26 protein-coding genes are annotated in these 26,007 nt (G+C 45.6%); 16 read left to right on the plus strand and 10 right to left on the minus strand.

Features of this window, described 5'->3' with window-relative positions; translation table 11 throughout:
- Positions 1-29: 29 nt before the first annotated feature.
- The 15 genes from O3A65_03135 to rng all read left to right on the plus strand — a co-directional run bounded on the left by O3A65_03135 (position 30) and on the right by rng (position 16,934).
- On the plus strand, positions 30-1,991 hold the full coding sequence (locus O3A65_03135; protein MDA1331460.1) for an AMP-binding protein: 1,962 nt from the start codon (positions 30-32) through the stop codon (positions 1,989-1,991).
- A 15-nt stretch (positions 1,992-2,006) separates the two neighbouring features.
- Complete coding sequence (locus O3A65_03140; protein ID MDA1331461.1) at positions 2,007-2,798, plus strand: ABC transporter ATP-binding protein; 792 nt, start codon at positions 2,007-2,009, stop codon at positions 2,796-2,798.
- Between the two features lie 57 nt (positions 2,799-2,855).
- Positions 2,856-3,767: a branched-chain amino acid ABC transporter permease gene (locus O3A65_03145; GenBank protein MDA1331462.1), complete on the plus strand. Its 912-nt coding sequence runs from the start codon at positions 2,856-2,858 to the stop codon at positions 3,765-3,767.
- Between the two features lie 41 nt (positions 3,768-3,808).
- A complete protein-coding gene (locus O3A65_03150) occupies positions 3,809-4,873 on the plus strand; it encodes a branched-chain amino acid ABC transporter permease (protein ID MDA1331463.1) in 1,065 nt (354 codons plus the stop codon).
- A 61-nt stretch (positions 4,874-4,934) separates the two neighbouring features.
- Complete coding sequence (locus O3A65_03155) at positions 4,935-6,305, plus strand: ABC transporter substrate-binding protein (GenBank protein MDA1331464.1); 1,371 nt, start codon at positions 4,935-4,937, stop codon at positions 6,303-6,305.
- Between the two features lie 30 nt (positions 6,306-6,335).
- On the plus strand, positions 6,336-7,157 hold the full coding sequence (locus tag O3A65_03160; GenBank protein ID MDA1331465.1) for an ABC transporter ATP-binding protein: 822 nt from the start codon (positions 6,336-6,338) through the stop codon (positions 7,155-7,157).
- A gap of 69 nt (positions 7,158-7,226) precedes the next feature.
- Positions 7,227-8,474 carry an AMP-binding protein gene (locus tag O3A65_03165; GenBank protein ID MDA1331466.1) on the plus strand — a complete coding sequence of 416 codons (1,248 nt, stop codon included), beginning with the start codon at positions 7,227-7,229 and terminating at the stop codon, positions 8,472-8,474.
- A 26-nt stretch (positions 8,475-8,500) separates the two neighbouring features.
- On the plus strand, positions 8,501-9,100 hold the full coding sequence (locus O3A65_03170; protein MDA1331467.1) for a peroxidase-related enzyme: 600 nt from the start codon (positions 8,501-8,503) through the stop codon (positions 9,098-9,100).
- A gap of 139 nt (positions 9,101-9,239) precedes the next feature.
- Positions 9,240-11,900 carry a pyruvate dehydrogenase (acetyl-transferring), homodimeric type gene (gene aceE / locus O3A65_03175; GenBank protein MDA1331468.1) on the plus strand — a complete coding sequence of 887 codons (2,661 nt, stop codon included), beginning with the start codon at positions 9,240-9,242 and terminating at the stop codon, positions 11,898-11,900.
- Between the two features lie 47 nt (positions 11,901-11,947).
- Positions 11,948-13,231 carry a dihydrolipoyllysine-residue acetyltransferase gene (gene aceF, locus O3A65_03180; protein MDA1331469.1) on the plus strand — a complete coding sequence of 428 codons (1,284 nt, stop codon included), beginning with the start codon at positions 11,948-11,950 and terminating at the stop codon, positions 13,229-13,231.
- Positions 13,232-13,281: 50 nt separating this feature from the next.
- The gene (gene nadD / locus O3A65_03185) at positions 13,282-13,968 is read left to right on the plus strand and encodes a nicotinate-nucleotide adenylyltransferase (GenBank protein ID MDA1331470.1); all 687 of its coding nucleotides are present in this window, start codon (positions 13,282-13,284) and stop codon (positions 13,966-13,968) included.
- Entirely contained in the window at positions 13,961-14,305 is a 345-nt protein-coding gene (rsfS, locus tag O3A65_03190; protein MDA1331471.1) for a ribosome silencing factor, read from the plus strand. The genes nadD and rsfS overlap by 8 nt, the downstream gene beginning before the upstream one ends.
- Positions 14,306-14,382: 77 nt before the next feature.
- On the plus strand, positions 14,383-14,856 hold the full coding sequence (gene rlmH / locus O3A65_03195; GenBank protein MDA1331472.1) for a 23S rRNA (pseudouridine(1915)-N(3))-methyltransferase RlmH: 474 nt from the start codon (positions 14,383-14,385) through the stop codon (positions 14,854-14,856).
- Between the two features lie 15 nt (positions 14,857-14,871).
- Entirely contained in the window at positions 14,872-15,483 is a 612-nt protein-coding gene (locus O3A65_03200; GenBank protein ID MDA1331473.1) for a Maf family protein, read from the plus strand.
- On the plus strand, positions 15,480-16,934 hold the full coding sequence (rng, locus tag O3A65_03205) for a ribonuclease G (GenBank protein ID MDA1331474.1): 1,455 nt from the start codon (positions 15,480-15,482) through the stop codon (positions 16,932-16,934). Before O3A65_03200 ends, rng begins: the two co-directional genes overlap by 4 nt.
- Positions 16,935-16,948: 14 nt before the next feature.
- Here the strand turns inward: rng and O3A65_03210 are convergent, their stop codons facing one another.
- The 6 genes from O3A65_03210 to O3A65_03235 form a co-directional block, all read right to left on the minus strand.
- Positions 16,949-17,530 carry a YggT family protein gene (locus tag O3A65_03210; GenBank protein ID MDA1331475.1) on the minus strand — a complete coding sequence of 194 codons (582 nt, stop codon included), beginning with the start codon at positions 17,528-17,530 and terminating at the stop codon, positions 16,949-16,951.
- Positions 17,530-18,339, minus strand: a complete 810-nt coding sequence (gene proC / locus O3A65_03215) for a pyrroline-5-carboxylate reductase (GenBank protein ID MDA1331476.1) — start codon at positions 18,337-18,339, stop codon at positions 17,530-17,532. The genes O3A65_03210 and proC overlap by 1 nt, the downstream gene beginning before the upstream one ends.
- A 62-nt stretch (positions 18,340-18,401) precedes the next feature.
- Positions 18,402-19,091, minus strand: coding sequence for a YggS family pyridoxal phosphate-dependent enzyme (locus tag O3A65_03220; protein MDA1331477.1), 690 nt, complete (start codon positions 19,089-19,091; stop codon positions 18,402-18,404).
- Positions 19,092-19,107: 16 nt separating this feature from the next.
- A complete protein-coding gene (locus O3A65_03225; protein ID MDA1331478.1) occupies positions 19,108-19,521 on the minus strand; it encodes a CopD family protein in 414 nt (137 codons plus the stop codon).
- 27 nt (positions 19,522-19,548) lie between these two features.
- Entirely contained in the window at positions 19,549-20,172 is a 624-nt protein-coding gene (locus O3A65_03230) for an alpha/beta hydrolase (protein MDA1331479.1), read from the minus strand.
- Positions 20,169-20,477 (minus strand): (2Fe-2S) ferredoxin domain-containing protein, encoded by a 309-nt coding sequence (locus tag O3A65_03235; protein MDA1331480.1) that lies wholly within the window; start codon positions 20,475-20,477, stop codon positions 20,169-20,171. The genes O3A65_03230 and O3A65_03235 overlap by 4 nt, the downstream gene beginning before the upstream one ends.
- Before the next feature lie 84 nt (positions 20,478-20,561).
- Between O3A65_03235 and O3A65_03240 the strand changes: the two genes are divergently transcribed.
- Positions 20,562-21,521 (plus strand): DHH family phosphoesterase, encoded by a 960-nt coding sequence (locus O3A65_03240; GenBank protein ID MDA1331481.1) that lies wholly within the window; start codon positions 20,562-20,564, stop codon positions 21,519-21,521.
- A gap of 119 nt (positions 21,522-21,640) precedes the next feature.
- On the opposite strand, the gene O3A65_03245 is transcribed toward O3A65_03240, so the two are convergent.
- From O3A65_03245 to ubiE, 4 genes are all read right to left on the minus strand, one after another.
- On the minus strand, positions 21,641-22,951 hold the full coding sequence (locus O3A65_03245) for a porin (GenBank protein ID MDA1331482.1): 1,311 nt from the start codon (positions 22,949-22,951) through the stop codon (positions 21,641-21,643).
- 172 nt (positions 22,952-23,123) lie between these two features.
- Entirely contained in the window at positions 23,124-24,641 is a 1,518-nt protein-coding gene (gene ubiB, locus O3A65_03250) for a ubiquinone biosynthesis regulatory protein kinase UbiB (protein MDA1331483.1), read from the minus strand.
- Complete coding sequence (locus tag O3A65_03255; GenBank protein MDA1331484.1) at positions 24,638-25,246, minus strand: hypothetical protein; 609 nt, start codon at positions 25,244-25,246, stop codon at positions 24,638-24,640. The genes ubiB and O3A65_03255 overlap by 4 nt, the downstream gene beginning before the upstream one ends.
- Positions 25,246-26,001, minus strand: a complete 756-nt coding sequence (ubiE, locus tag O3A65_03260; GenBank protein MDA1331485.1) for a bifunctional demethylmenaquinone methyltransferase/2-methoxy-6-polyprenyl-1,4-benzoquinol methylase UbiE — start codon at positions 25,999-26,001, stop codon at positions 25,246-25,248. The genes O3A65_03255 and ubiE overlap by 1 nt, the downstream gene beginning before the upstream one ends.
- Positions 26,002-26,007: the final 6 nt, after the last annotated feature.

Below are 26,007 nucleotides of genomic sequence, written 5' to 3' on the forward strand. Positions count from 1 at the left end.
CACGTTAGTGGCTCATGAGGAGAAAATTGTTGAAAGACAAAAACCCGAGTTCTCGGGACGATACGTTGTGTGCGTTAATTTTGAAAAACGCCAAGACCATAGCATCTAAAACAGCCATTCGAAAAAAAGATCTTGGCATCTGGCAAAGCTGGAACTGGTCTGCGGTTGCTGATGAAGTTAAATGGCTTGCCGGAGGGCTTGCATCAAAGGGCTATGTCAGGGGAAATACCCTAGCCATCATCGGTGACAACGCGCCTCGTCTGTATTGGTCTTTCGCGGCATCACAATCCCTTGGAGGAATTCCCGTTCCACTCTATCAAGACGCGATCGCTGAGGAAATGATCTCCTTCCTTAACGACGCAGAAATCCAGTTTGCGGTTGTCGAAAACCAAGAACAAGTCGATAAACTGCTTGAAATCATGCCTCGATGTAGCAAGTTACGATGCATCATTTACGACGAGCCAAGAGGGATGCGCCACTATGATCATCCCGCTGTCATAGCTTACGAAGACATTCGGAGCCTCGGCCATAAATTCATAGAAGAAAAACCTGACTTTCTCGAGCGCGAACTCGAAAAATGTCATACGGACGATGTGTCAGTCATTCTCTATACCTCTGGAACAACGAGTAAGCCCAAAGGAGTATGTTTAACGCATCGAGCATGTATTCATGTCGCTAGAGCAGATATGAATTTCGACGGGTACAGTGACGATGGTGAAATTCTTTCCTACCTACCAATGGCGTGGGTCGGGGATCATTTATTTAGTTATGTTCAATCCATCGTAACGGGTTATACCGTTAACTGCCCGGAATCGTCGGAAACCGTAATGATCGACATGAGAGAAATTGGGCCCACATACTATTTTGCACCACCAAGCGTCTTTGAAAGCTTGCTGACCCTAGTCACGATACGCATGGAGGATGCGAGCAACCTCAAGAAATGGCTCTACAAAACCTTCATGGCGGTTGCACACAAATCAGGCCTCGATATCATAGATGGGAGAGCGGTCTCTTTAAAAAACCGAATCCTTTATTTTCTCGGCAATATTTTTATATACGCTCCCCTGAGAAATAATCTCGGAATGAGCCGCGTCAAAGTAGCCTACACCGGTGGGGCAGCCATTGGTCCTGACCTTTACCGGTTCTATAGATCAATTGGCATTAATCTAAAACAGCTCTATGGGCAAACGGAAACGCTCGCTCATGTATGTAAGCAACCCAATGGGGAGACCCGTTTGGATTCAGTAGGTAGGCCTATGCCTGGCGTGGACATTAAAGTGGGCGATAAAGGCGAGATTTTAGTTAAAAGTCCGGGGCTATTAAAGGAATACTACAAAAACCCACAGGCGACAGAAGAGTCAATCACTCGAGATGGATTTTTTAGAACAGGAGATGCCGGTTTTGTTGATCAGAATGGTCATCTTAAGATCATAGATCGAGCAAAGGACGTTGGTACATTGAATGACGGTACGATGTTCGCTCCTCAATTTCTAGAAAATAAACTTAAATTTTTTCCATTCATTAAAGAGGCGGTCTGTTTCGGGAATAAGCGTGATGCGGTATGCGCCTTCATAAACATTGAAATGGACGCTGTCGGGAATTGGGCTGAGAGACAAGGCCTTGGTTACTCAGGCTACGTTGATTTGGCTAGCAAACCGGAAGTTTACAAGTTGCTACAAAGCTGCATTGAACAAGTTAACCAAGACCTCGCTCGGGAGGAAACCCTGTCAGGCGCGCAAATTAAAAGGTTCCTTATTCTTCATAAAGAACTGGATGCCGATGATGATGAGCTCACCCGAACTAGAAAAGTTCGTCGCAATTTTGTCGCTGAAAAATATGAGGTACTAGTCTCAGCGCTTTATAATGGTGCTAGAGAATGCTTCATAGAGACCCAGATGAAATTTGAAGACGGTCGCGCTGGGACAATATCTGCAAACATCTCCATCATTGATACAAAAATAACCCAATCCAACCTAGAGGTAACCGCATAAACTGCGGCAGTACCTATGAATGATACCGATCGAAAGTTAGGTCCCATAATATTAAAAGTTCAAGGTATTTCACTCGCATTTGGGGGTGTTAAAGCGCTCACCGACATCAGTTTCGAAGTGAGGGGACATGAAATTTTAGCGATCATTGGCCCTAATGGAGCAGGCAAGAGCTCAATGCTGAATGTGCTCAATGGCGTGTATCACCCTAACGCCGGATCAATTACCTACAAAGGCAATGTCCGGCAACAAATGAGGCCGCATGAGGCCGCATCTCAGGGAATCGCGCGTACATTTCAAAATATTGCTTTATTTAAAGGTATGTCCGTTTTGGATAACATCATGACAGGTCGCACTTTGAAAATGAGTGCCGGTTTCCTGGCCCAATGTTTACACATTGGCCCCGCACGCAACGAAGAGATTGAGCATAGAAAAAAGGTTGAGGGAATCATCGATTTTCTTCAAATTCAATCAATTAGGAAAACTCCAGTTGGGCGATTGCCCTACGGTCTACAGAAACGTGTAGAGCTTGGCAGAGCCCTAGCTGCAGAGCCCGAGTTGCTGCTTCTTGACGAACCGATGGCCGGTATGAACATCGAGGAAAAAGAAGACATGAGTCGTTTCATCCTCGATGTCAATGACGAATTTGGGACAACAATTGTTCTTATAGAACACGATATGGGGGTGGTTATGGATTTGTCTGACCGAATCATCGTGCTTGATTACGGTAAAAAGATTGGTGACGGAACGCCAACTGAAATCAGGGCTAATAAAAAAGTAATTGACGCTTATTTAGGCGTAGCAGATTAATTGGAACAGAGGAACTAGAACTATAAGACTAGTTCTAGCTCGATTGGGATCATAAATATGGGATTTTTCGTTGAAGTTTTAATCAGTGGCTTAATGGCTGGGGTGCTTTATTCATTAGTTGCTCTCGGATTTGTACTTATTTTTAAGGCCTCGGGTGTCTTTAATTTTGCGCAAGGCGCTATGGTTTTGTTTGCCGCGCTCACATTCGTAAGGCTATTGGATATCTTAAAAGATACATTCGCCCCCATCACACTCGCCCTCATCTTAACAATAGTCATGATGTTCATGCTGGCGATGGCGATCGAAAGGTTAGTTCTTCGCCCGTTAGTCAACCAACCGGGTATCTCACTATTCATGGCGACCCTCGGCGTTGCGTATTTTTTAGACGGATTTGGTCAAACACTTTGGGGTAGCGACATCTACACTTTGAATATTGGCATTCCCAAGGGCTCCCTGTCCATCTTGGAATCTGTATTTGAAGGTGGCGTACTGGTCGCCAAAGAAGACCTAGTAGCAACGGTCATTGCAGGTGTCCTCGTGGTAACACTGGCCATATTCTTTCAAAAAACCCGCATTGGCCGAGCGCTACGTGCAGTCGCTGATGATCATCAAGCCGCGCAATCTATCGGTATCCCCCTTAACTATATTTGGGTTATTGTCTGGACCGTTGCAGGGTTAGTCGCACTTGTTGCCGGCGTAATTTGGGGTTCTAAACTTGGCGTGCAGTTTTCTCTATCGCTGATTGCACTAAAGGCACTGCCTGTGCTGATTCTTGGTGGTTTCGAATCCGTTTTAGGTGCCGTGATCGGCGGCCTTATCATTGGAGCTGGAGAAAAATTAGCAGAAATTTATCTTGGTCCTTATGTAGGTGGTGGTATCGAATATTGGTTCGCGTACATGCTTGCACTCGGGTTTTTGATATTGAGGCCGCAAGGTCTCTTCGGTGAAGTTCATATTGATCGTGTTTGATCAAATATCCAATATTCGTCTAATCACTTTATGATCTAACAATGTTTTATAGAGAAGCCGGACAATTTAAGACAAGCTATAAGGCGGACCAGGCCGTTTTCCCGATATTTCAGGACAAAATATTTGTCGCCATTTGGCTGTTCATCGGTTTTGTCGTTGTGCCGATGCTAGCTAGTGAGTACATGTTTCGAGCAATATTTATACCAGTCATCATCATGGCGCTGGCCGCTATTGGTCTGAACCTGCTCGTGGGTTATTGCGGACAAGTCTCGCTGGGATCAGGAGCATTTATGGCTGTTGGCGCTTATGCTGCTTACAATTTCATGATTCGCGTTCCTGAGCTCAATCCATTAATTTGCTTTTTAATTGGCGGTCTTTCTGCAACAGTCGTCGGCGTTATTTTTGGTATTCCCAGCCTGAGGATAAAGGGTTTTTATCTCGCGGTAGCGACGCTTGCTCTCCAATTTTTCACTGATTGGACCTTCAGCCGAATCGATTGGTTTACCAACTACACACCATCCGGCTCGATAGCGGTACAGCCCATCGAAGTCTTGGGAGTGGTATTTGATTCGCCCCTTAGAAAATATTTGTTATGCCTAGTCTTTTTAGTCATTTTTACTATTATCGGAAAGAATATTGTCCGAGGTAGAATAGGCAGAGCTTGGATGGCGACCCGCGATATGGATGTCGCCGCGGAAATCATCGGAATACGACCGGCATACGCTAAACTGACTGCGTTTGCGGTGAGTTCATTTTTCATTGGTGTCGCTGGCGCCCTTTGGGCATTTCTACATCTGGGCTCCTGGGAGCCGCTCGCGTTTGATATCAATCTATCGTTCAGAATCTTTTTCATGGTGATCATTGGAGGGTTAGGTTCAATCGTAGGCGGCATGCTCGGTGCGGCTTTCATCACATTGTTGCCTCTGTTTCTCAACCAACTACCTGTGTGGCTGGGGATCAATATATCCACCGCTATGATTTCGCACTTGGAATTTATGATTTTTGGTGCGTTGATTATTTTCTTTTTAGCAGTCGAACCGCTGGGTCTTGCAAGGATTTGGCAAATTAGCAAAGAAAAGCTCCGTTTGTGGCCGTTCCCTCACTAAAAATATGCGAACGAATCACTGATATACAATAAAACAGCACAACTTACTGAGGAGAAAGTTTATGAACTATGGTCTTTTATTTAAAGCACTTGTGATTTGCGTGCCGCTCGCTATCGGCGGATGTGGTCAACAAGATTCTGGTACCAACACAGGGGCTTCAGGTACGGATGGGGTCATCGTCGATGTATCCGACGCTAAAGCACAATTTGTCCCGGTTCTTTCCTATCGAACAGGTCCCTATGCACCCAACGGTACCCCAGTTGCTAATGGCTTTACCGATTATTTGAAACTCATTAATGCAAGAGACGGCGGTATTAACGGGGTCAAGATCAGTTTTGAGGAATGTGAGACAGGCTACGCTACGGACCGAAGTATTGAGTGTTACGAGCGCCTCAAAGGTCAAGGGCCGACCGGGGCAGCTGTTTTCAATCCCATGTCTACCGGTGCCACATTTGCAATCACAGAAAAAGCGCCCGTCGATAAAATTCCGCTGATCACAATGGGCTATGGCAGGTCTGAGTCCCGGAATGGTGGTGTGTTCCCATGGAATTTCCCAATCTACGGCACGTATTGGACTGCTGCTGATATTTTAATTACCCACTTGGGCAACATAAATGGAGGCCTCAATAAGCTTAAAGGGAAAAAAATTGCGTTGGTCTATCACGACTCACCTTTCGGCAAAGAGCCAATCCCGTTACTGGAAAAACGGGCCAGTATGCTCGGCTTTAAGCTGCTCACCATTCCCGTGACACACCCTGGTGTAGAACAAAAATCCGCTTGGATAAACATACGAAAAGAGCAGCCTGATTATGTATTGCTCTGGGGTTGGGGTGTTATGAACTCAACTGCCATTAAAGAAGCTACTGGAGTGCTATACCCTCGTGATCAGATGTATGGAGTTTGGTGGGCTGGTTCTGAACCCGACGTTAGACCGGCTGCAGCAGATGCAGTCGGCTATCAAGCCGTTAGTATGGTTTCATCTGGCCAGGCACAAGTGCACAAAGATATTTTGAGCTACCTCTATGACAAAGGTTTGGGTTCTGGTGAGAGAGAGGGAGTTGGAGAAGTGCTTTATAACGTGGCCGTAATCAATGCTGCGCTGGTGGTTGAGTCTATTCGAACCGCTCAGTCTAAGTATGGAGAGAAGCCGCTGACGGGAGAAGAAGTCCGTTGGGGTATTGAGAATTTAAATATCACAGCAGAAGCCATAGAGGCATTGGGCCTCACGGGTTACCTGTACCCATTGAACCTGAGCTGCTCAGATCATGAGGGAAAACGCATGGCTCGGCTTCATCGCTGGAATGGTGAATCTTGGGAATATTCTACGGATTGGATAAGTGCCGATGATAGCGTTATTAAACCTATGGTTAAAAGTGCTTCGGATGCCTATGCTAAACAAGTTGGTCTCCCAACTATCGCTTGCAGTAGCTAAAAAAATCAGCACGCTGATCAAGGACTGAGAATGACGGAGATTACACACAACGCAAATTTACTTTCGGTTAAAAATATCGAAGTTATTTACGATCACGTCATTCTCGTACTAAAAGGCGTTTCGTTAGACGTCCCCGAAGGTTCGATCGTTGCATTACTTGGAGGAAATGGCGCAGGCAAATCAACCACGCTTAAATCCATTTCCAATTTGCTGGGTGCGGAACGTGGGGATGTAACAAAAGGATCGATTATTTTTAAAGATGAAAGAATTGATCAACTTAACCCTTCTACTGTTGTGAAAAAAGGAATAGTACAAGTTATGGAGGGTAGGCATTGCTTTGCCCACCTCACCGTTGAAGAAAATTTACTCACTGGCGCATTTAGTCGGAGCGTTTCACGTAAGGAGCTCTCCGATAGCCTAGAACGCGTCTATGCCTATTTTCCGAAACTCAAGCAGCGTCGCTCTAGTTTGGCTGGGTTTACGTCGGGCGGGGAGCAACAAATGACCGCAGTGGGACGTGCCCTGATGGCAAAACCAAAAATGATTCTGCTTGATGAGCCCTCCATGGGGCTCGCGCCACAAATTGTCTCGGAAATCTTTGAGATTGTTGAGGACCTCAACAAAAAAGAAAATGTCAGTTTCTTATTAGCTGAGCAGAACACCACCGTTGCACTGCGTCATGCCGACTATGGATATATTCTTGAAAACGGACGCATTGTGATGGACGGCCCCGCTCATGAATTAGCCAATAACGAGGACGTGAAGGAATTTTATCTTGGCATATCGGGGACAGGAAGAAAAAGCTTTAAAGACGGAAAGCATTACAGACGGCGAAAACGCTGGCTCGCATAAAAATAAGATTAAGCATTCTCAAAAATCCGCCAATATTTTTTTACGAATCGATTAGTGTAAGGAGTACACATGAGCGATCTCAATTCGTTCCTAGATTCCACTGAAACGAGGACTGATGATGAGCGCGAAGCCCAGCTTTTCGCGCGCCTTAAGGAACAAGTCGGCCATGCGCAAAAAAACTCTGAATATTTTAAGGAACGCCTCAAGGGAATTGACTCAAATTCACTCATTGACCGAGAAGCACTCTGTCAAATTCCAGTTACCCGTAAAACTGAACTAAAGGCCATACAAGCGGAAGCTCCACCCTTTGGCGGATTAACAACATCACCTGTTAGTAGCCTTGCTCGTTTATTCTCATCTCCAGGTCCTATCTATGAACCGCAGGCTGTGGATGAAGACTTTTGGCGCTTCAAAAGAGCGTTGTACGCCGTAGGCGTTAGATGTGGCAGTTTGGTCTACAACACCTTCTCATATCATTTCACGCCAGCTGGCTTCATGGCAGACTTTGGGGCTCGAGCGCTCGGTTGCGCTGTCTTTCCAGCGGGTGTTGGACAGACTGAATTACAAGTGCAAACGATTGCTGAGGTTCGTCCTGATGTCTATGCGGGCACACCATCATTTCTTAAGATCTTGCTAGAAAAAGGGAACGAACTTGGCCTTGATTTATCCAGTCTTAAAAGAGGTATCGTGGGTGGCGAGGCCTTGCTTCCCAGCGCGAGACAAGTATTTCAAGAACATAATATAGATATTCGACAAACGTACGCGACAGCTGACTTAGGTCTTATTGCGTACGAGACGATCCCCGACGATGGACTAATCATCGATGAGGAGGCACTCGTTGAAATTGTCAGGCCCGGTAGCAATGATTTAGTTGCTGAAGGCGAAGTCGGTGAGGTTGTTGTCACAATCTTCTCCAAAATATATCCCCTTATTCGATTTGGTACCGGTGATTTATCCATGTTCATTCCGGGGAAAAGCACCTGTGGTCGCACGAATAAAAGGTTAAAAGGTTGGATGGGACGTGCCGACCAGACCACTAAAGTAAAGGGAATGTTCGTCCACCCAGAACAGGTCAACGCCATCGTTAAACGTCATCAAGAAATCGAATATGCCCGGCTGATTGTTGAACATGACTCGTACCACAATGATGTCATGACGCTTCAGTGCGAGTCGCAGGCTGAGAGTGCAGAGCTTACCGCTGCCATTGTTTCCTCAGTTCGCGACCTTACTAAGTTACGCGGCGGCGTTGCCTATGTTTCTACGGGTTCGTTAGCACGTGATGGTAAAATAATTGATGATCGTCGAAAATATGATTAATTCTATTACTACAAAGCTAACAACGGATGCCGAGCACCAAGACAAATAGGCCCGTAAGCGAGTACCCAGTGCCAACATTGGAGTCGCTGCCAAAAGATATACGAGAAATAATCCTTGCCGTGCAAGAAAAGGCTGGGTTCATTCCTAACGTATTCATTACACTCGCTCATCGGCCTGATGAGTTCAGGGCCTTCTTCGCCTACCATGACGCTCTCATGTTACGTGATAGCGGGTTAAGCAAAGCTGAAAGAGAAATGATCGTGGTCGCAACAAGTGGTGTAAATCGCTGTCTTTATTGTGTCGTTGCCCATGGCGCTATATTGCGGATCTACCAAAAAAATCCCCTAATCGCGGACCAAATTGCGATCGACCACAAGAAGGCAGATATCACCGATAAACAAAAAGTAATGCTTGACTTTGCGATCAAGCTTGCCAGAACACCTGAACTCCTGGATCCCACAGACCATCAGCAATTGAGGAATCAAGGCTTCAGCGCAGAGGATATATGGGATATCGGTGCCATTACCGCGTTTTTCGCTCTCTCCAACAGAATGGCTCATTTGATAGAGATGCGTGCTAACGACGAGTTTTACATGATGGGTAGAATGCCTAAATCTAAAGATTGAAGCCAAAACACTCATTTATTCTAAATAAATTAAGTTATTCATTCTAATAAAGAATAAATTGATTGAGTTTTGCTCTAAAAATCACAACTCCTTGTATAATTTCTTAATATGGTAAATCAACTCAAAGAACTATATATAAATGGCGTCAAATGACCCTGATCCTCAAGAAACCCGAGAATGGCTGGATGCATTAGAAGGAGTCTTAGCTAGCGAGGGTCCCGAGAGAGCCCACTTTCTTCTTGAGCAACTGATTGAGAAAGGACGTCGTTCCGGAGCGTTTCTTCCTTATAGCGCAAACACTGCGTACATCAATACTATCTCGCCATCCAAAGAGGATAAGTCTCCTGGCGATCACGAGCTAGAACATAGAATTCGTAGCTACGTTCGCTGGAATGCGGCCGCCATGGTTTTAAGAGCGAACAAGAACACGAATGTAGGCGGGCACATCGCAAGCTTCGCATCTGCGGCGACGCTCTACGATATTGGGTTCAATCATTTTTGGCATGCGCCCTCGAAAAACCACGGCGGCGACTTAATTTTTGCGCAAGGACATTCTGCTCCCGGGATATACGCCAGAGCATTTATGCTGGGCCGATTAACTAAAGAACAAATGGATAAGTATCGCCAAGAAGTGGACGGCAATGGTTTATCGTCTTATCCACACCCTTGGCTCATGCCTGATTTCTGGCAATTCCCAACAGTATCAATGGGCTTAGGTCCAATTATGTCGATCTACCAAGCTCGATTTATGAAATACCTGCAAGATCGGGGTCTTGCGAATACTGAGGGTCGAAAAGTATGGTGTTTTATAGGTGATGGTGAAAGCGATGAGCCCGAATCACTTGGAGCGATTGGCGTTGCGGCTCGCGAGAAGCTCGATAACTTAATCTTTGTTGTGAATTGCAACCTACAAAGGCTAGATGGTCCAGTACGCGGCAACGGAAAAATTATTCAAGAACTAGAGGCTGATTATCGGGGCTCGGGTTGGAATGTAATCAAGCTCATCTGGGGATCTTACTGGGATTCATTAATTGCTAGAGACACCAACGGCTTGTTGCTAAAGCTCATGGATGAGACGGTTGATGGTGAGTATCAAACCTACAAAGCTAAAGACGGCGCTTACGTGCGCGAGCATTTCTTCGGCAAATATCCAGAAACACGCGATATGGTTTCGAACATGTCAGACGACGATATATGGCGACTCAACCGAGGGGGTCATGATCCCTACAAAATATATGCTGCATACTCAGCCGCAGTCAAGCACACCGGACAACCCACAGTCATCCTCGCAAAGACCATTAAAGGTTATGGTATGGGGTCTGCAGGTGAGGCTCAAAACATCACCCATCAACAGAAAAAAATGGGGACGACTTCATTAAAAGATTTCCGGGATCGCTTTAAGCTACCCATCGCAGACAACGATATTGATGATATTCCTTACCTAACCTTCGCAGACGATTCACCAGAAGCTAAATACATGCACGAACGTCGTGAAGCGCTCGGCGGATATCTTCCAACACGGAGAAGGAAAGGGGATACGCTCGAAGCCCCACCCATTTCTGTGTTTGATGCAATGCTAAAAAATTCTGGCGAACGAAAGTTCTCTACAACCATGGCCTTTGTGCGAATCCTTGGCATGCTTGTCAAAGATAAAACCCTCGGCAAGCGTATTGTGCCTATTGTGCCCGATGAGTCACGTACGTTTGGCATGGAAGGGATGTTCAGGCAACTCGGCATATGGTCATCGGTTGGTCAACTGTACAAACCCGAAGATGCAGATCAATTAATGTTCTACAAAGAAGACAAGACCGGACAAATACTTCAAGAGGGCATCAATGAGGCAGGCGCCATGTCGTCTTGGATCGCCGCAGCGACCTCTTATTCCACACATGGAATCTCGATGATTCCATTTTACATATACTACTCAATGTTCGGCTTCCAGCGAGTCGGGGATTTAGCCTGGGCCGCAGGAGATTTAAGAGCAAGAGGATTTTTGGTGGGCGGAACTGCAGGCCGAACCACACTTAATGGAGAAGGCTTACAACATGAAGACGGGCATAGTCACTTACTCTCGAGCACGATTCCAAACTGCATCTCCTATGACCCGACGTTTGCCTACGAATTAGCAGTCGTTGTCCAAGATGGGCTTCGACGCATGCACCAAGATCAGGAAGACATTTTCTACTACATCACAGTTATGAACGAAAACTATGCGCATCCTGAGCTACCAAAAGGTGCGGAAGAAGGCATTGTGCGCGGGATGTATCAATTACCTGCTCCAAAAAGCAAGCTGAAAAAAGCCCCCAGAGTTCAACTTCTCGGAAGTGGCACTATACTGCTTGAAGTGATCGCGGCTCAAACGCTGCTAGAGCAAGACTTTGGTATTGTGGCGGACGTTTGGAGTTGCACTAGCTTCACTGAACTCAGACGAGACGGCATTTCTGTCTCGCGTTGGAATATGCTGCACCCCGATGAAAATCGTAAACTCAGCTACGTTGAAGAGTGTCTTGGAAAAACAGACGGACCTGTCATCGCGGCAACTGACTATATGAGGATCTTTGCTGATCAGATTCGACCCTATATCCCGAATAAAAACTACGTAGTGCTCGGCACAGATGGTTTTGGCCGATCCGATACCCGCGAAAAATTAAGAGACTTTTTTGAGGTGGACCGAAGGTATGTTGTGATCGCAGCTCTATCAGCCCTTGTAGATGAAGGAGTGATACCAAAAAAAGCGGTAGCTGAGGCCATTAAAAAATATGGTGTCAACCCAGAAAAACCAGAACCCACAACGGTCTAAACACGATACGGTTTATTAAAAAATCGAAGTAATGCGAAGGAATTTAGATGACAACTATTAAAGAAGTTTTAGTTCCCGACATTGGTGACTTTAAAGATATTCCAGTCATTGAAGTATTAGTCAAACCTGGAGACCACGTCAAAGCAGAGGACATTCTCATCACACTGGAATCAGACAAGGCAACGATGGAAGTTCCTGCTCCCTTCGACGGGATCATTAAAGACCTGCGCGTGAGCGTTGGAGATGCCGTTTCCGAAGGAACCATCATATTAAGCCTTGAGAAACCTCAAGTCGAAGAAGGATCACAAAAAAATGAAGCGCCCAATACGGCGCCAGCAATTGCACAGGAAGTATCTCCTGCACCACTGGTACCAGTGGTACCGGCTGCGGCAACTAAAACGAGCGCAACAAATGCCTCCTCAGCGCACGCTAGTCCTGGTATCAGGCGCTTCGCTCGTGAATTAGGTGTAGATATTAACCTGGTATCAGGCACAGGGCCTAAAGATCGAATACTCAAGGAAGATATTCAAACCTTTGTTAAAAATAGCATGCAAAGCGGTGATATTCGCGTCGCGACTGGATCTGGTTTAGGCTTCAATTTGCCAACGTGGCCAGTTATCGATTTCGAAAAATTTGGACCTATTGAAAAGAAAATATTATCCCGCATCAAAAAGATTTCAGGCGCAGCGTTACATAGAAATTGGGTCACAATCCCACATGTCACGCAACACGATGAAGTAGATATCACAGAGCTAGAAGCATTCCGTAAATCACTGGTTAAAGACGCTGAACAATCTGGCGTTAAAGTGACTCCATTAGCACTCATCATGAAAGCAGCCGTAGCTGCTCTTAAAAAATTCCCAGAATTCAACTCGTCTCTAACGCCAGAGGGAAATGCCCTTTTTATCAAACAGTACTTCCATATTGGCGTTGCTGTGGATACGCCAGAAGGACTTGTTGTCCCCGTCATCAGGGACGTCGATAAAAAAGGGATTCTTCAAATCGCGGAGGAATTGGGAAAAGTCAGCGGTAAAGCGCGTGACGGCAAACTCGGGCCTGCCGACATGTCTGGTGGGACGTTCTCCATTTCGAGCTTAGGCGGCATTGGTGGCAGTCACTTCACTCCGATCGTCAATGCGCCAGAAGTTGCGATTCTAGGTTTGGCTCGATCTGTGATGAAGCCCATTTGGAACGGAGCGGACTTTACACCTCGACTGATACTCCCACTATCGCTATCCTACGATCACAGAGTGATCGACGGAGCAGAAGGGGCGAGATTCATTACTTATCTCAACCAAATGCTCAGTGATATTCGAAGGGTTTTACTTTAAAAGCTAAAACTACAGTTATGAATTTACTCCGACACTTAGGCCTATAGACCTTGGCAATTAGCTCTTGCATAGGGATCCTAGGTGGCACATTTGATCCAATCCATTTCGCCCATCTTCGATTAGCAGAAGAAGTAGCCGAGGCATTTACACTCGATACAGTTCGCCTTATACCTTCGGCCGACCCACCACACCGAGCCTCTCCGAGGGCATCAGCACAAGATCGTTTACGTATGGTTCAGCTCGCACTTAAAGCGGGCGGCGACCATCTCGTAGCAGATGGCCGTGAGTTAGATCGTGTTGGCAAAAGCTATATGGTGGACACGTTAAGGGTCTTACGAGCTGAAAACCGAAATGCGTCCATCAGTCTAATTCTTGGCACCGACGCATTCGTTGAATTGATGACGTGGCATGAATGGCAGCAATTGCTCACGCTGGCTCACATCATTGTGGCCTCACGACCAAATTTACCGATAAGCCAACTTAATAATAAACTTAGAGGTGAGTTATTCTCGGAGTTCAAAAAACGTAACAGCGGAGATTACAATGCACTCAAATCATCGACGCACGGATTAATTTATACGTACGAATTTACATCACTCGAGGTCTCGGGCACTTCATTAAGAAAAAGAATTCAAAGTGGATTGAGCCTTAAGTACCTTTTACCCGATAATGTAATAAACTACATTAAAAATCATGGTCTTTACAAGGAGAGCTGTTCTGAATCAAACATTGAGTGATATTGCTGTAGATGCACTAGAGCAAATCAAAGCGCAAGACATCGTTGCAATAAACATAACCGCATCCAACACCCTTTTTGATCAAATCATTGTTGCCAGTGCGGAGTCAACACGACAAGCACGAGCGTTTGTGAATAACCTCAAAGAACGTTTAAAAGGAACTGGGTACTCTGTATTGGGCGTTGAAGGAGAAACATCTGGAGAGTGGGTACTCATTGATCTGGGGGACTTAATTGTTCACGTCATGAAACCTGATATCAGAACCTACTACAACTTGGAAGACTTGTGGCAAGAAACTCCGTCTTACGAAAAGGGCGGCCGCCAACAAGCTAGCTAAAAACAGTTTGGCTTATCACGAAAATTACCCTCAAATCGGCTTTAACCAAAGCGCCTCGACTATTCTAATTAGCGAATATGAAAATCAATATTATTGCCGTGGGTCACAAGCCCCCGAAATGGGCTGAGGAGGGCAGCCAAGAATATCTCAAACGATTTCATCGCGAACTATCTATTTCGGTGACTGAAATTAAACCAGCGCTTCGTATAGGTGATACTGATAAAAACCACCTTGCCAGGAAAACGGAAAAGGAGCGAATTCTTGCAAAAGCGAATAAAAATGCTTACCTGATCGCATTGGATGAAAGAGGGAGCCAAACTACTACCAGAAAACTAGCACAGTTAATGAGTATGTGGATGAATGAAGGAGTAGATATTGATTTCGTCATCGGCGGCGCGGACGGCCTTGATCCAGAAATTAAGGAACAGGCGTTCAGAACGCTTTCGCTATCGGCAATGACTTACCCTCACGCGCTTGCCCGCTTAATTCTCATCGAACAACTCTACCGAGCGCAGTGTATTATCAGAAATCATCCTTATCATAGAGATTAAATTACATCACACGGCATGAGCGATTTTTTTTACTTAGCCTCTCAAAGTCCACGAAGAGAAGAAATACTAAACTCATTGCGCGCACCCTATCGACTTCTTAAATTAGTGGAAGGCTCAGGAGATAACGCAGATTTCGACGAGACTCCCATTCCAAGTGAAATGCCAATCCAATATGTCAATAGAGTCTCATTAATTAAAGCATCTGCAGCATGGAAGCATCTTGTGGCGCATCATTTAGAGAAAGCTCCTGTCTTAGCGGTAGATACAACCGTAAGCATAGACGACAAAATCTTAGGTAAGCCGGAAGGTGCGGAAGACGCGCGACTTATGCTGCAGTGCCTTTCGGGTCGAGAACATCAAGTACTCACGGCGGTTACCATGAAACAAGAGGGCGAGGTACATCAAACACTTTCTATGACGACAGTGTGCATGCAATCACTTAGCGAGCGTGACATTGAGAACTACATACAAACTACTGAGCCTTTTGGCAAATCCGGTAGCTACGGCATCCAGGGAATCGCCAGCATTTTTATCACTCATATTTCTGGCAGTCACTCAGGGGTCGTTGGGTTACCCATCTACGAGACATCGGAACTAATCAAAAAATTCGGATTTGCACTATTATGAATCATGAAATACTGCTTAATGTCACACCGCAGGAGACACGTGTCGCGATCATTCAACGAGGAATCGTACAAGAGCTGCATATCGAACGGGAAGCGCAACGAGGGCTCGTAGGAAATATCTACAACGGTGTTGTAAAACGTATCTTGCCAGGTATGCAATCGGCATTCATTGATATCGGCATAGAAAAAGCTGCATTTTTACATGTTGCCGATATTTTCGGCCGCAATCAGGAGGACGCCAACGAGACACCAATCGAAAAGATACTTCATGAGGGACAAAAAATACTCGTTCAAGTCGTTAAAGACCCCATTGGAACCAAAGGAGCTCGCCTATCTACACAAGTCAGCATTGCGGGACGTTTGTTAGTCTACCTACCATTAGAAAATCATATTGGTATCTCGCAAAAAATTGGTGGCGAGGAAGAACGTGAGCAACTTAAAGAGCGTTTAATCCACTTAAAAGGTGATGGTTGCCGGCAAGGGTTTATCGTTCGCACTCTTGCAGAGACCGCAAGTGATGATGAGTTTCAATCAGACATCGATTATTTAAGACGAGTTTGGGAAGACCTTGAAACTCGAGCGGAGACAAGTGAAGCGCCATCCATCGTGTATCAAGAACTAGCTTTAAGTGTTCGAATCTTGAGGGATTTCCTAGCAGAGGAATCTGAACGCATCCTTGTGGACTCAAGAGAAACCTTTCAAAAAATGCAAACTTTTGCTAAGACTTTTATTCCTAAATTTTCAAACCGCGTACAAGTCTACACCAGCGATCGACCTTTATTTGAACGGTATGGGGTTGAGGATGAAATAGAAAAAGCACTGAGCAAGCATGTAAATTTGAAATCAGGTGGTTACCTCATTATCGACCAGACGGAAGCACTCACCACAGTAGATGTGAATACAGGTGGATTTGTTGGCGATAGGAATTTTGAAGAAACGATCTTTAAAAATAATCTCGAAGCATCACAAGCCATCGCTAGGCAACTGAGGCTTAGAAACCTTGGAGGCATTGTCCTCATTGATTTTATTGATATGAAGAATGAAGCTCATAAACAATCCATACTCGAGGAACTTGAAAAATCAATCACGCTGGACCGCACACGAGTAACTATTAATGGTTTTACACAACTTGGTTTAGTCGAGATGACGAGAAAACGAACTAGGGAATCGTTAGCGCATGTGCTATGCGAACCATGCCCGACATGTTCAGGGCGTGGTGAAATTAAAACTATTGCAACAATTGGCTATCAAATACTTCGCGAAGTGGTTCGAGAGTCACGACAATACAATCCGAAGAGTCTGCGCATCATCGCATCACAAAAAGTAGTGAATTTTTTCCAAGAAGAAGAGTCCCAAAGCATTGCGATGGCGGAAGAATTTATTGGCAAAACAATATTGCTACAAACTGAATCTATGTACGGACAACAAGAATACGATATCGTACTCGGATAAATGTAGTGCGCAAACTAAGATGCGCCCAGAAACAACAGCAGGCTGTGATACAGCTTACTAATTGGCCAGATTAAAAAAATCTGGCACGTCACTAACAAAAATAGCGGAGACAAATCCACGCCACCTACTGGGTTGAAGCGTCTCCTAAAGATATCTAAAAATGGAGACGACATGGCCGTCAACAAGGGCACGATAGGACTGTACGGATTAACCCAAGATAAAATCACTTGAGCAAACGTAACCACAATAATAATGTAGACGAACATTTCAGCTAGGCTGACCACAGATAAAGAGAAGATTGCCAAAGCCGACGTGAGCGTCGAAGGTTTGAGATCTATCCCACTTAAAATCAAAATCATGCTCAGCATCAACATCTCTGTGAGTAGCGCCAATAAGAATGTCGATAAGTCATAGCCACGCCAAACAGGAACGAAACGCCGGGCAGGTATTACGGCAAAATCTGTAATAGCGCAGACGAAAATGCTTAAAGGGTTGCGTGGCGTTGCTCGTACAATCTGCAAATAGAACCGGAGCAGAAACGCAAGTGAGAAGATACCCAAAACTGTTTTAAGCAAGAAAATGGCAGCCTCGATCATTATTTCGCCCCTCCAAACTCTTTAGCTAACTCCTCTGAGCGATCTCTAGCACGCCGTACACCACGAGCAATCATATCCTTTAATTTGTCGCCATCAAAAGAAGCCAAAGCCGCTGCCGTCGTTCCTCCTTTTGAGGTCACACGTTCACGCAATGCAGATGCAGATTCTTCCGACCGGGCTGCGAGTCTTGAGGCCCCCAAAAACGTCTCCACAGCTAGTAACTCGGCAGCATCGCGGTCAAGCCCTAACTCTATACCCACAGCTTCTAGAGCTTCAATAAAATAAAATACGTAGGCAGGTCCACTTCCAGAGATTGCCGTGACTACATCTATTAACGATTCTGTCTGACACCATATATATCGCCCAACACAACTCATAACATTTTCCGCCAATTCGCGATCAACTCTGGTCATGTCATCTCCATACATACCTGACACTCCAGCTTGTATCAGCGCAGGAGTATTCGGCATAACACGAATGATCCTACTATAGCCATTTAACCAGTGTCTGACAGATGCGATGGGAATGCCGGCAACAATGCTGACAATAAGACTTGTCTTAAGACTTGTCGCACACGACTGCACCACTTCTTTTAGGTTTTGAGGCTTTACAGCCAAGACAACAACATCAGCATTAAAATCAGACTCAATAAAATTTGGCGCAGTACTGATCTGTATGCTCTCAAATTTTGTCCTTGCCTCTTTAGCTATATCTACAACCAGAAAATCGCTCGGAGACGAACCCTTTTCCAGGAGCCCACTGATAAGTGCGGTCGCCATGTTTCCGCCGCCGATAAAAACGACTTTCATATTATTGTTACCTCAGTTTTGGATCTTAATAGTCATCCCATATTTTAAAATTCTATTATCGCTCAGCGAGCCCCAAAAATGCCTCGACCCACCCGCACGAATGTTGCTCCTTGTTGGATGCCAATTTCTAAATCATCTGACATGCCCATTGATAACACATCTAACTCGAAATCATTTTGATTTAAGGAATCCATCAATTCGGCTAACCGTCGAAATGTCTCTGAGACGGCCCCATCCTCTGCATTCTCTTCTGGAATGGTCATTAGGCCTCGCAGATCTAAATAGGGCAAGCGCTGCACCACTCGCGCAAGCTCGAACACATCTGAAATATGACACCCTTGCTTTGTCTTTTCTCCTGTTATGTTCACTTGCAAACAAACCTTCAGCGGATGACCGACTTCCGATCTTGTCTCTGAGAGTCTTTGGGCTATCTTTATTCGATCAACAGAGTGGACCCAATCAAATTTAGTCGCGATTTGTCTTGTCTTATTACTCTGAATAGGCCCAATAAAATGCCACTCAAGCGGCAAGTCACTCAAAGTATCAATCTTATTAATCGCTTCTTGCACATAATTCTCTCCAAAGCGTAGTTGTCCTGATTGGTAAGCTTCTCGGATTACATCAGCAGAAAATTTTTTGCTTACAGCAATCAACTGCGCAGATTCTGCCTTCCTTCCCGCACGGCTTAGCGCCTTACTTATTTGAGCATTGATAAGTAACAAATTCTCACTAATAGTGCGCTCTTTCGTCATTATTTAAAGCGCCGCTTCACGGTTTTAAAACTACCAAGAAAACAATTGCCACCAGTATGAATACGGGGAATTCATTGAACCAGCGGTACCAAACATGGGAGTGCTGGTTTTGATCGTTCTTAAATTTTTTAACCAACACCCCACACCAAATGTGATAGATCACCAGCACACCCACCAAACAGAGTTTTGCTTGAATCCAAAAACTCTCGAAACCCCATCCACCAATTACCAACCAAAACCCTGTAGCTATGGTCAGTAATGCGCCAGGCATCATGATTCCATAAAACAATTTGCGTTCCATAATTTTGAAACGATCTTGGCTGGTTTTGTCAGCAGCCATCGCGTGATAAACAAATAATCGCGGCAAGTAAAATAAGCCAGCGAACCATGTCACCATAAGAATAATATGCGTTGCTTTCACTATGCCCATCAAAACAGAATCTCCTTGTCTACTTCGCTAGGACGACAGCTTCTGTCGACAGTGGTTGATCACTACATTTTGAAGACGAATTAAGTCGCCATGAAAAAAGTGCCCTGCTCCCGGGAGTACCGTAACGGGTACATGCTGCGGCCTAGCCCAATCTAGCACGTCAGACAACAGAACCACGTCATCTTCTTCCCCATGTAACACTAAGGAGTCCGCAGGGACATTCTCAATCTTAAATTTTCCCACCGCAGGCGCGATCAGCACAACCTGATGGGGCCTTTTATCTTTTGCCGCCCGAGCAACCACGTAGGTACCAAAAGAAAATCCAGAAAAAATTAAGTACTTTGGCTGAAATCTGTTGGAGGCATAGGTCAATACCGCTTCAAAATCCTCAATCTCACCTGTACCCCCATCGTAGACACCATCGCTATTGCCGACGCCTCTAAAGTTAAAACGCACAGCGGTTAGCCCCAACGCACAAAATGCTTTTGCAAGCGTTTGCACGACTTTGTTATTAAAGGTCCCGCCATATAAGGGGTGCGGATGAGCGATTAATGCACAACCGATACTCGTATCACTCGGCTCATTGACCACGATTTCCAAACTTCCGGACGGGCCCTCAATCAATAAAAGCTCTTCATTTCTTCGGTTCAAATTTTCAATCGCTCCACAATGCGTCCGCCTACTAAGTGTTCATCAATAATTTCGTCAAGATCATGCTCATCAATAAAGGTATACCAAACCTCTTCAGGGTAAATCACGATGATCGGACCTTCATCACATCGATCCAAGCACCCCGCTTGATTAATACGTACACGGTCAGCCCCCGACATGCCGAGCGCTTTAATCCTTGCCTTGGCATAATCCCTTAGTTTCTGAGAGCCGTGGTCGTTGCAAGAGGATCGGCCATCTGTCCGTTGGTTACAACAAAAAAATACGTGGTGCTGATAAAAGCTCATAAGCGATAAAATAGTTAATACTGGTTGTTTACGGATTATATCGGAGACAATACTTGATTCTCGTAAAATATATATCGGCAGACCATGGGTGAGGTGGATATTTTTAATGGTGATGCGGACGGACTCTGTGGGATCACGCAGCTTCGGCTAGCGCAACCCAAAAAATCCTCAGTAATTACCGGTGTAAAACGGGATAACGCGCTTTTAGAACAGGTCATGCTCTTTGGCGTGAGCCAAGTCACAGTTGTTGATATTTCTCTACATACCAATCGAGATGCTCTGAGTAAAACGCTTGCCGCCGGCTGTATGGTTGAATGGTTTGACCACCATCATCCTGGCGAGATCCCAAACCACCCTAACCTGATCGCACATATTGAGACTCATCCAAACGTCTGCAGCAGCCTCATCATCAACACCCACCTGAATGGTCGATTTCAAAACTGGGCCATCACTGGCGCTTTTGGAGACAACTTAGATCAAAGCGCGCGAGAACTCGCGGCATCCGGCAGTCTCTCCATAAAATCGATTGAAGTACTTCAGGAGCTGGGAAATTGCATTAACTACAACAGCTATGGTGAGTCCGTCGAAGACCTGCATTATCATCCGGAGGAACTTTACTGTTTAATGCAACAGTTCGATGAACCCATGAGTATGGTCGCCGAAACCGAGGTACTCCAAGCGCTCAAAACTTATTATAATGAGGACCTAAGTCGTGCACGTAAGGTGCTGACGCAAACCGTCAATGAAAATGTGGCTATCGTTGTTCTTCCCAATACAAAATGGAGCCGAAGAATTAATGGCATCTACGCAAACGAACTGGCAAATAACTTCCCCAAACGCGCCCACGCCATACTTGTTGAAAAGGAAAAAGGATATACAGTAAGTATTCGCGCACCCAAAAGTAATCCCACCCATGCGCAACAAGTTGCGCTCAAGTTTGACACCGGGGGCGGGCGCCACGCAGCGGCGGGGATACAGCATCTTCCTACAGATCAACTGATTCGTCTCACGAAAGAATTAACCCGTCAGTACCTCTCATCATAAAAATACCTAGGTAACGAATCGTCAAACCCTAATGCTGACACCATGTGGCACAAAAAAAAGCCAGCCCAAGAGGCTGGCTATTGAAAATGGAGATGGTTCGAAACTATTTACGACTTACTTCACCAATCAATTTGAGATCTCAAGATAACGGCATTTTCGTTACCCTCCGCAGCGACAATCGGTGTGTCGTACTGAGTATTAACGAAATTCAACAAGAATCGAACTTTTTCATGCGGGATAAATTTCACGCCGAACGTCGTTGATCTAACATCCTTAGAACCTGTGTAGTTGCTGGTGGCAACATCTGTGGCATCCCACTGCGACGTACGAAACCCAAGTTCCCATGCGCCCTTACCGCCAGCCTTAGAATAAGGTGCGTTAGGCTTGGTAGCCTTTCGCCCCGTCATGCTGTATGATTTAGCGTAATGCTCACCTGTTAACATGTACGTTAAGGCCATATAGGTTGCTTCAACCGTTTCAGATATCGAGCTGGTGTCAACTGTCACCTCCGTGGCTTCACCCTGTAATTTGAACGGGCCCTTTGCGGCAACAAAACTCAGATTGGAGTGCTGACGATCAAAACTGCTCGGACCATTAGCCAGTGTCCAGGAACCGAAATCATCGCCTGCCGCCTCACCATCAATTGTAAAAAGTATGCCTGTTGATGGGTAATCCCTAGCGCCTTGTGACCGAGAGAAGCCGATATGGGCGATCGAATCTTTACCAGCACCTAACGCAGCCGCCGCATTATACGCAACAGTGAACATTGTGTCCTTTTGATCCCTTAATGCATCACTCTCGTTTGTATTCAAACCTTCACCGTTGTAGATGCCGATTGCATAGAAGAACGTATTTTTAACGGGCTCGCCAAAGACTTGCACACCAACTTGCTTGCCAGGTTGAAGGCCATCAGCAAGTGAACGCTCTGTGAAGTCAATAAATCGTGAACTGGTGCCTTCCTCATAACCCGAAAGGAACTTTTGTTGTCCGAAACGTGCAGTGAATGCTTTGCTGGGTTTGAAATCAATGTAGGCATACTCAAGCTTGTTTGAATCTGGATTCATAGTCGCTTCCAAACCCCAGACCTCATCAATCGTCGCTTTGACTCCAATGTAAACCCGACGGGTGTCGAAAGTATCTTTTTCTAGGTCGTGGTCATAGTCATAGAAATCCTGTTGGATTCGTCCTTGAATCGCAAACTTGTTTTTGCCGTCTAGAGTTTCCCAACTGAATCCACCTTTATATTTCGCTTTAACGGATTCGGGATCGCCTTTAACTGCTTTGATCTCTTGATACTCAGCGTCATTGATTACGCCTTTGTCAAAGAGTTTATCGATCAATGCATTATTTGCAGCAACACTACCAGTCATCGAGAATAACGCGCCCGCAACTGCCGTGGCTATAAGTGCTTTGTTACTTTTTGTGAACATTCACAATCTCCTAATAGATAATAGAAATATCTCGTGCATAACCGAGCGAGCTCGAACTTACAAAAACGGCTCTCACACAACACCGTTTCCGATGTGTCGCATAATGCAAGTCGGATATTACAGTTTGATTACAATTTTGCGGCTGTCGCAAAAAAGCCATATTGGAACCAACTCAACGTTGTAACAATGCGAGGACCATGAGACATAAGGCAAGCCCTGCCGTGGTCAACCCGAGGAGTCGAACCTTACGGCTGAGATCTTTGATCTCCTGTTGATGCTCTTCCCGTCCTGACTCTAAGTCTTCTGACAAATAAGCGTCAATCAATCGCGGCAATCGTGGGAGCATCGAGGCCCATAAGGGAGCCTCTTTTTTAATCTGCTTGATCAACCCCCTGAGCCCTACTTGCTCTTTCATCCAATCTTCAAGATAAGGCTTCGCCGTCTTCCAGAGGTCTAAGTTTGGATCTAACTCACGACCAAGTCCCTCAACGTTCAACAACGTTTTTTGAAGCATGATGAGCTGCGGTTGAATTTCTACGTTAAAACGTCTCGCCGCCCGAAAAAGATTCAAGAGCAACCGACCAAAGGAAATATCCTTAAGTGGTTTATCGAATATCGGTTCACAAATGAAACGTATCGTTGCCTCAAAGTCATCGATACGGGTATCTTTAGGTACCCAACCCGCATCAACATGTGCTTCTGCTACGCCGCGGTAGTCACGCCTAAAAAATGCCAAAAAATTCTGAGCCAGATAATTTTTATCGACCTCAGTGAGCGTTCCCATAATCCCGAAATCAAGAGCGACATAACGCCCGTCCAACTGCACTAAAATATTACCAGGATGCATATCGGCATGGAAGTATCCATCTCGAAACACCTGCGTAAAAAATATCTCGACACCGGACGCTGCCAGTTTTTCTAAATTAATCTGGTTGGCTCTAAGCTCATCAATTTTCCCAACCGGAATGCCCGACATTCGCTCCATGACCATGACGTTAGTACGACAAAAATCCCAATAGATTTCTGGCACGACCAAGCTGTTTGAGTGTTTAAAGTTACGGCGCAGTTGACTGGCATTTGCCGCCTCGCGCATGAGATCAAGCTCATCTTCAAGGTGCCGTCTAAACTCTACAATCACCTCTCTCGGCTTAAGTCGTTTACCGTCAGGAAGGATGCTCGCTAACGCCCACGCAAACAAATCGAGCAGTGCAATGTCACGCTTAATCACAAACCCAATGTCAGGGCGCAATACCTTTACGGCTACTTCTCTACCATCCATCAATACACCAAAGTGAACTTGCGCAACCGAGGCGCTGGCGACTGGCTTAAGGTCGAAGTCCCTAAATATTGTCGACGTATCGCCCTCAAATGACTGCTCTAATATTTTTGAAACAATCTCTGATGAAAACGGCGCAACTCGGTCTTGTAACAAGGCCAACTCATCTGCGATGTCGAGCGGAATCATATCTCGCCTCGTGGAGAGCACTTGACCGAACTTAACGAATATAGGCCCTAACCGCTCTAGGGCAAGACGCAGTCGCTCGCCTCTTGGACGTGACAGATCACGGTTAAAAAATATTATTCGTATGAAGCCTCGAAAGCCCCGCAACGCTCGATTCGAAAACGCAAATTCGTCAAGGCCAAACTGAATCGCGACCCAAAAAATATACAGTGCGCGAAAAAATCTCATACGTTGGTGTTTTTCTCGTTGCTATGTTGCATTCGAATGACCTCGGCCACACGCTTCTCAAAACGGCTCACTGCATCCGATAGCTGATCCACCTCTTGCATAAACAGCTCAGTACGCACCTTCGTGACCAATAACCGCGATTCTTCGGTTAAATAGTCACTCAGTGACGACTTCATTGATTCACGCGCACCACTTAACCAGCGCCCAAACCCTCTTAAGAGCTCACCTAATCGATGGGCGATTACATCACCGAATAATCGAGAAAAATCCTCTTCATAGTCCCAGTCAATCTTACTCACGATGCGGGATAAGTCAGAAGCGAAATGAGCGTCACCTTCAATACGCACGCCTGCCCAACCAAACTCACCCTCTTTTAGCCAATTGAGTGCGACGTCAGGACTTAGTTTGATGATTAAACTCGGTTGCTCGTCTCCCGAATAGCGTTCAACATAACCCTCTTTATCTATACACACCACAATTGGTCCTAAAGGCGTCTCTACGCTAACAAGCTTTCCGCTATGCGCAGCCAGATCCTGTCTCGCTTCAAGCGAGCTAGACAGCACATGTTTCAAAAAACGCAAAATCAAAACTAAGGGCAACATCATCACACCTTGAACCCGCGATGGACTGCAACCACACCCGCCGCAAGGTTAAAGTATTCAACCCGATCGAAACCTGATTCACGAACCATCTCCGCAAGCTCCTCTTGACTAGGGTGCATACGAATAGATTCGGCCAGATAACGATAGCTATCCTCATCTTTAGCAACGAATCTGCCCATAAAGGGAATAAACTTGAAGGAATACAAATCATATAGCTTCTCAAGCGGCTTCCATACCTTTGAAAATTCAAGCACGATCAACCGGCCACCTCGACGCGTCACCCGATACATCTCCTTCAATGCCTGCGCTTTATGCGTCATGTTCCTCAAACCAAAAGCCACTGCGACACAATCAAAGTAGTCATCTGGATAAGGCAGAGACTCAGCATCACATTGGCATAAAGGTGGCATTTTTCCGGCGTCCATTAATCGATCTCGCCCGACGTTGAGCATCTCTAGGTTAATGTCGGTTAACCATAGCTCGCCTTCCGGACCTATTTTTTCAAGGAACAACTTGGATAAATCCCCCGTGCCGCCCGCGATATCAAGTACGCGTGAACCGATTACGACACCCGACAACTGCACCGCAAATCGTTTCCACAAACGATGTAATCCTGCGGACATGAAGTCATTCATGAGGTCGTACTGGCTTGCAACTGAACTAAAGACCGCCCCGACTCGTTTACTTTTCTCTGATTCTGGGACTTGTTGATAACCAAAGTGGGTAGTACCAGATTGTTCGCTTTTTATTGAATCCATGCTGTC

The organism is Pseudomonadota bacterium (assembly GCA_027624715.1).
Classification (GTDB): domain Bacteria; phylum Pseudomonadota; class Gammaproteobacteria; order Burkholderiales; family Eutrophovitaceae; genus Eutrophovita.

Excerpts from the sequence above, each read along its gene's own strand:
- O3A65_03165 (MDA1331466.1), top strand. The coding sequence starts at position 7,227 with ATGAGCGATCTCAATTCGTTCCTAGATTCCACTGAAACGAGGACTGAT.
- O3A65_03235 (MDA1331480.1), bottom strand. The coding sequence starts at position 20,477 with ATGAGCTTTTATCAGCACCACGTATTTTTTTGTTGTAACCAACGGACA.
- O3A65_03245 (MDA1331482.1), bottom strand. The coding sequence starts at position 22,951 with ATGTTCACAAAAAGTAACAAAGCACTTATAGCCACGGCAGTTGCGGGC.
- ubiE (MDA1331485.1), bottom strand. The coding sequence starts at position 26,001 with ATGGATTCAATAAAAAGCGAACAATCTGGTACTACCCACTTTGGTTAT.
- aceE (MDA1331468.1), top strand. The coding sequence starts at position 9,240 with ATGGCGTCAAATGACCCTGATCCTCAAGAAACCCGAGAATGGCTGGAT.
- O3A65_03150 (MDA1331463.1), top strand. The coding sequence starts at position 3,809 with ATGTTTTATAGAGAAGCCGGACAATTTAAGACAAGCTATAAGGCGGAC.
- ubiB (MDA1331483.1), bottom strand. The coding sequence starts at position 24,641 with ATGAGATTTTTTCGCGCACTGTATATTTTTTGGGTCGCGATTCAGTTT.
- O3A65_03160 (MDA1331465.1), top strand. The coding sequence starts at position 6,336 with ATGACGGAGATTACACACAACGCAAATTTACTTTCGGTTAAAAATATC.
- O3A65_03255 (MDA1331484.1), bottom strand. The coding sequence starts at position 25,246 with ATGATGTTGCCCTTAGTTTTGATTTTGCGTTTTTTGAAACATGTGCTG.
- O3A65_03225 (MDA1331478.1), bottom strand. The coding sequence starts at position 19,521 with ATGGGCATAGTGAAAGCAACGCATATTATTCTTATGGTGACATGGTTC.
- O3A65_03220 (MDA1331477.1), bottom strand. The coding sequence starts at position 19,091 with ATGACGAAAGAGCGCACTATTAGTGAGAATTTGTTACTTATCAATGCT.
- aceF (MDA1331469.1), top strand. The coding sequence starts at position 11,948 with ATGACAACTATTAAAGAAGTTTTAGTTCCCGACATTGGTGACTTTAAA.
- O3A65_03200 (MDA1331473.1), top strand. The coding sequence starts at position 14,872 with ATGAGCGATTTTTTTTACTTAGCCTCTCAAAGTCCACGAAGAGAAGAA.
- O3A65_03155 (MDA1331464.1), top strand. The coding sequence starts at position 4,935 with ATGAACTATGGTCTTTTATTTAAAGCACTTGTGATTTGCGTGCCGCTC.
- proC (MDA1331476.1), bottom strand. The coding sequence starts at position 18,339 with ATGAAAGTCGTTTTTATCGGCGGCGGAAACATGGCGACCGCACTTATC.
- rlmH (MDA1331472.1), top strand. The coding sequence starts at position 14,383 with ATGAAAATCAATATTATTGCCGTGGGTCACAAGCCCCCGAAATGGGCT.
- rng (MDA1331474.1), top strand. The coding sequence starts at position 15,480 with ATGAATCATGAAATACTGCTTAATGTCACACCGCAGGAGACACGTGTC.
- O3A65_03140 (MDA1331461.1), top strand. The coding sequence starts at position 2,007 with ATGAATGATACCGATCGAAAGTTAGGTCCCATAATATTAAAAGTTCAA.
- O3A65_03210 (MDA1331475.1), bottom strand. The coding sequence starts at position 17,530 with ATGATCGAGGCTGCCATTTTCTTGCTTAAAACAGTTTTGGGTATCTTC.
- O3A65_03145 (MDA1331462.1), top strand. The coding sequence starts at position 2,856 with ATGGGATTTTTCGTTGAAGTTTTAATCAGTGGCTTAATGGCTGGGGTG.
- O3A65_03240 (MDA1331481.1), top strand. The coding sequence starts at position 20,562 with ATGGGTGAGGTGGATATTTTTAATGGTGATGCGGACGGACTCTGTGGG.
- O3A65_03170 (MDA1331467.1), top strand. The coding sequence starts at position 8,501 with ATGCCGAGCACCAAGACAAATAGGCCCGTAAGCGAGTACCCAGTGCCA.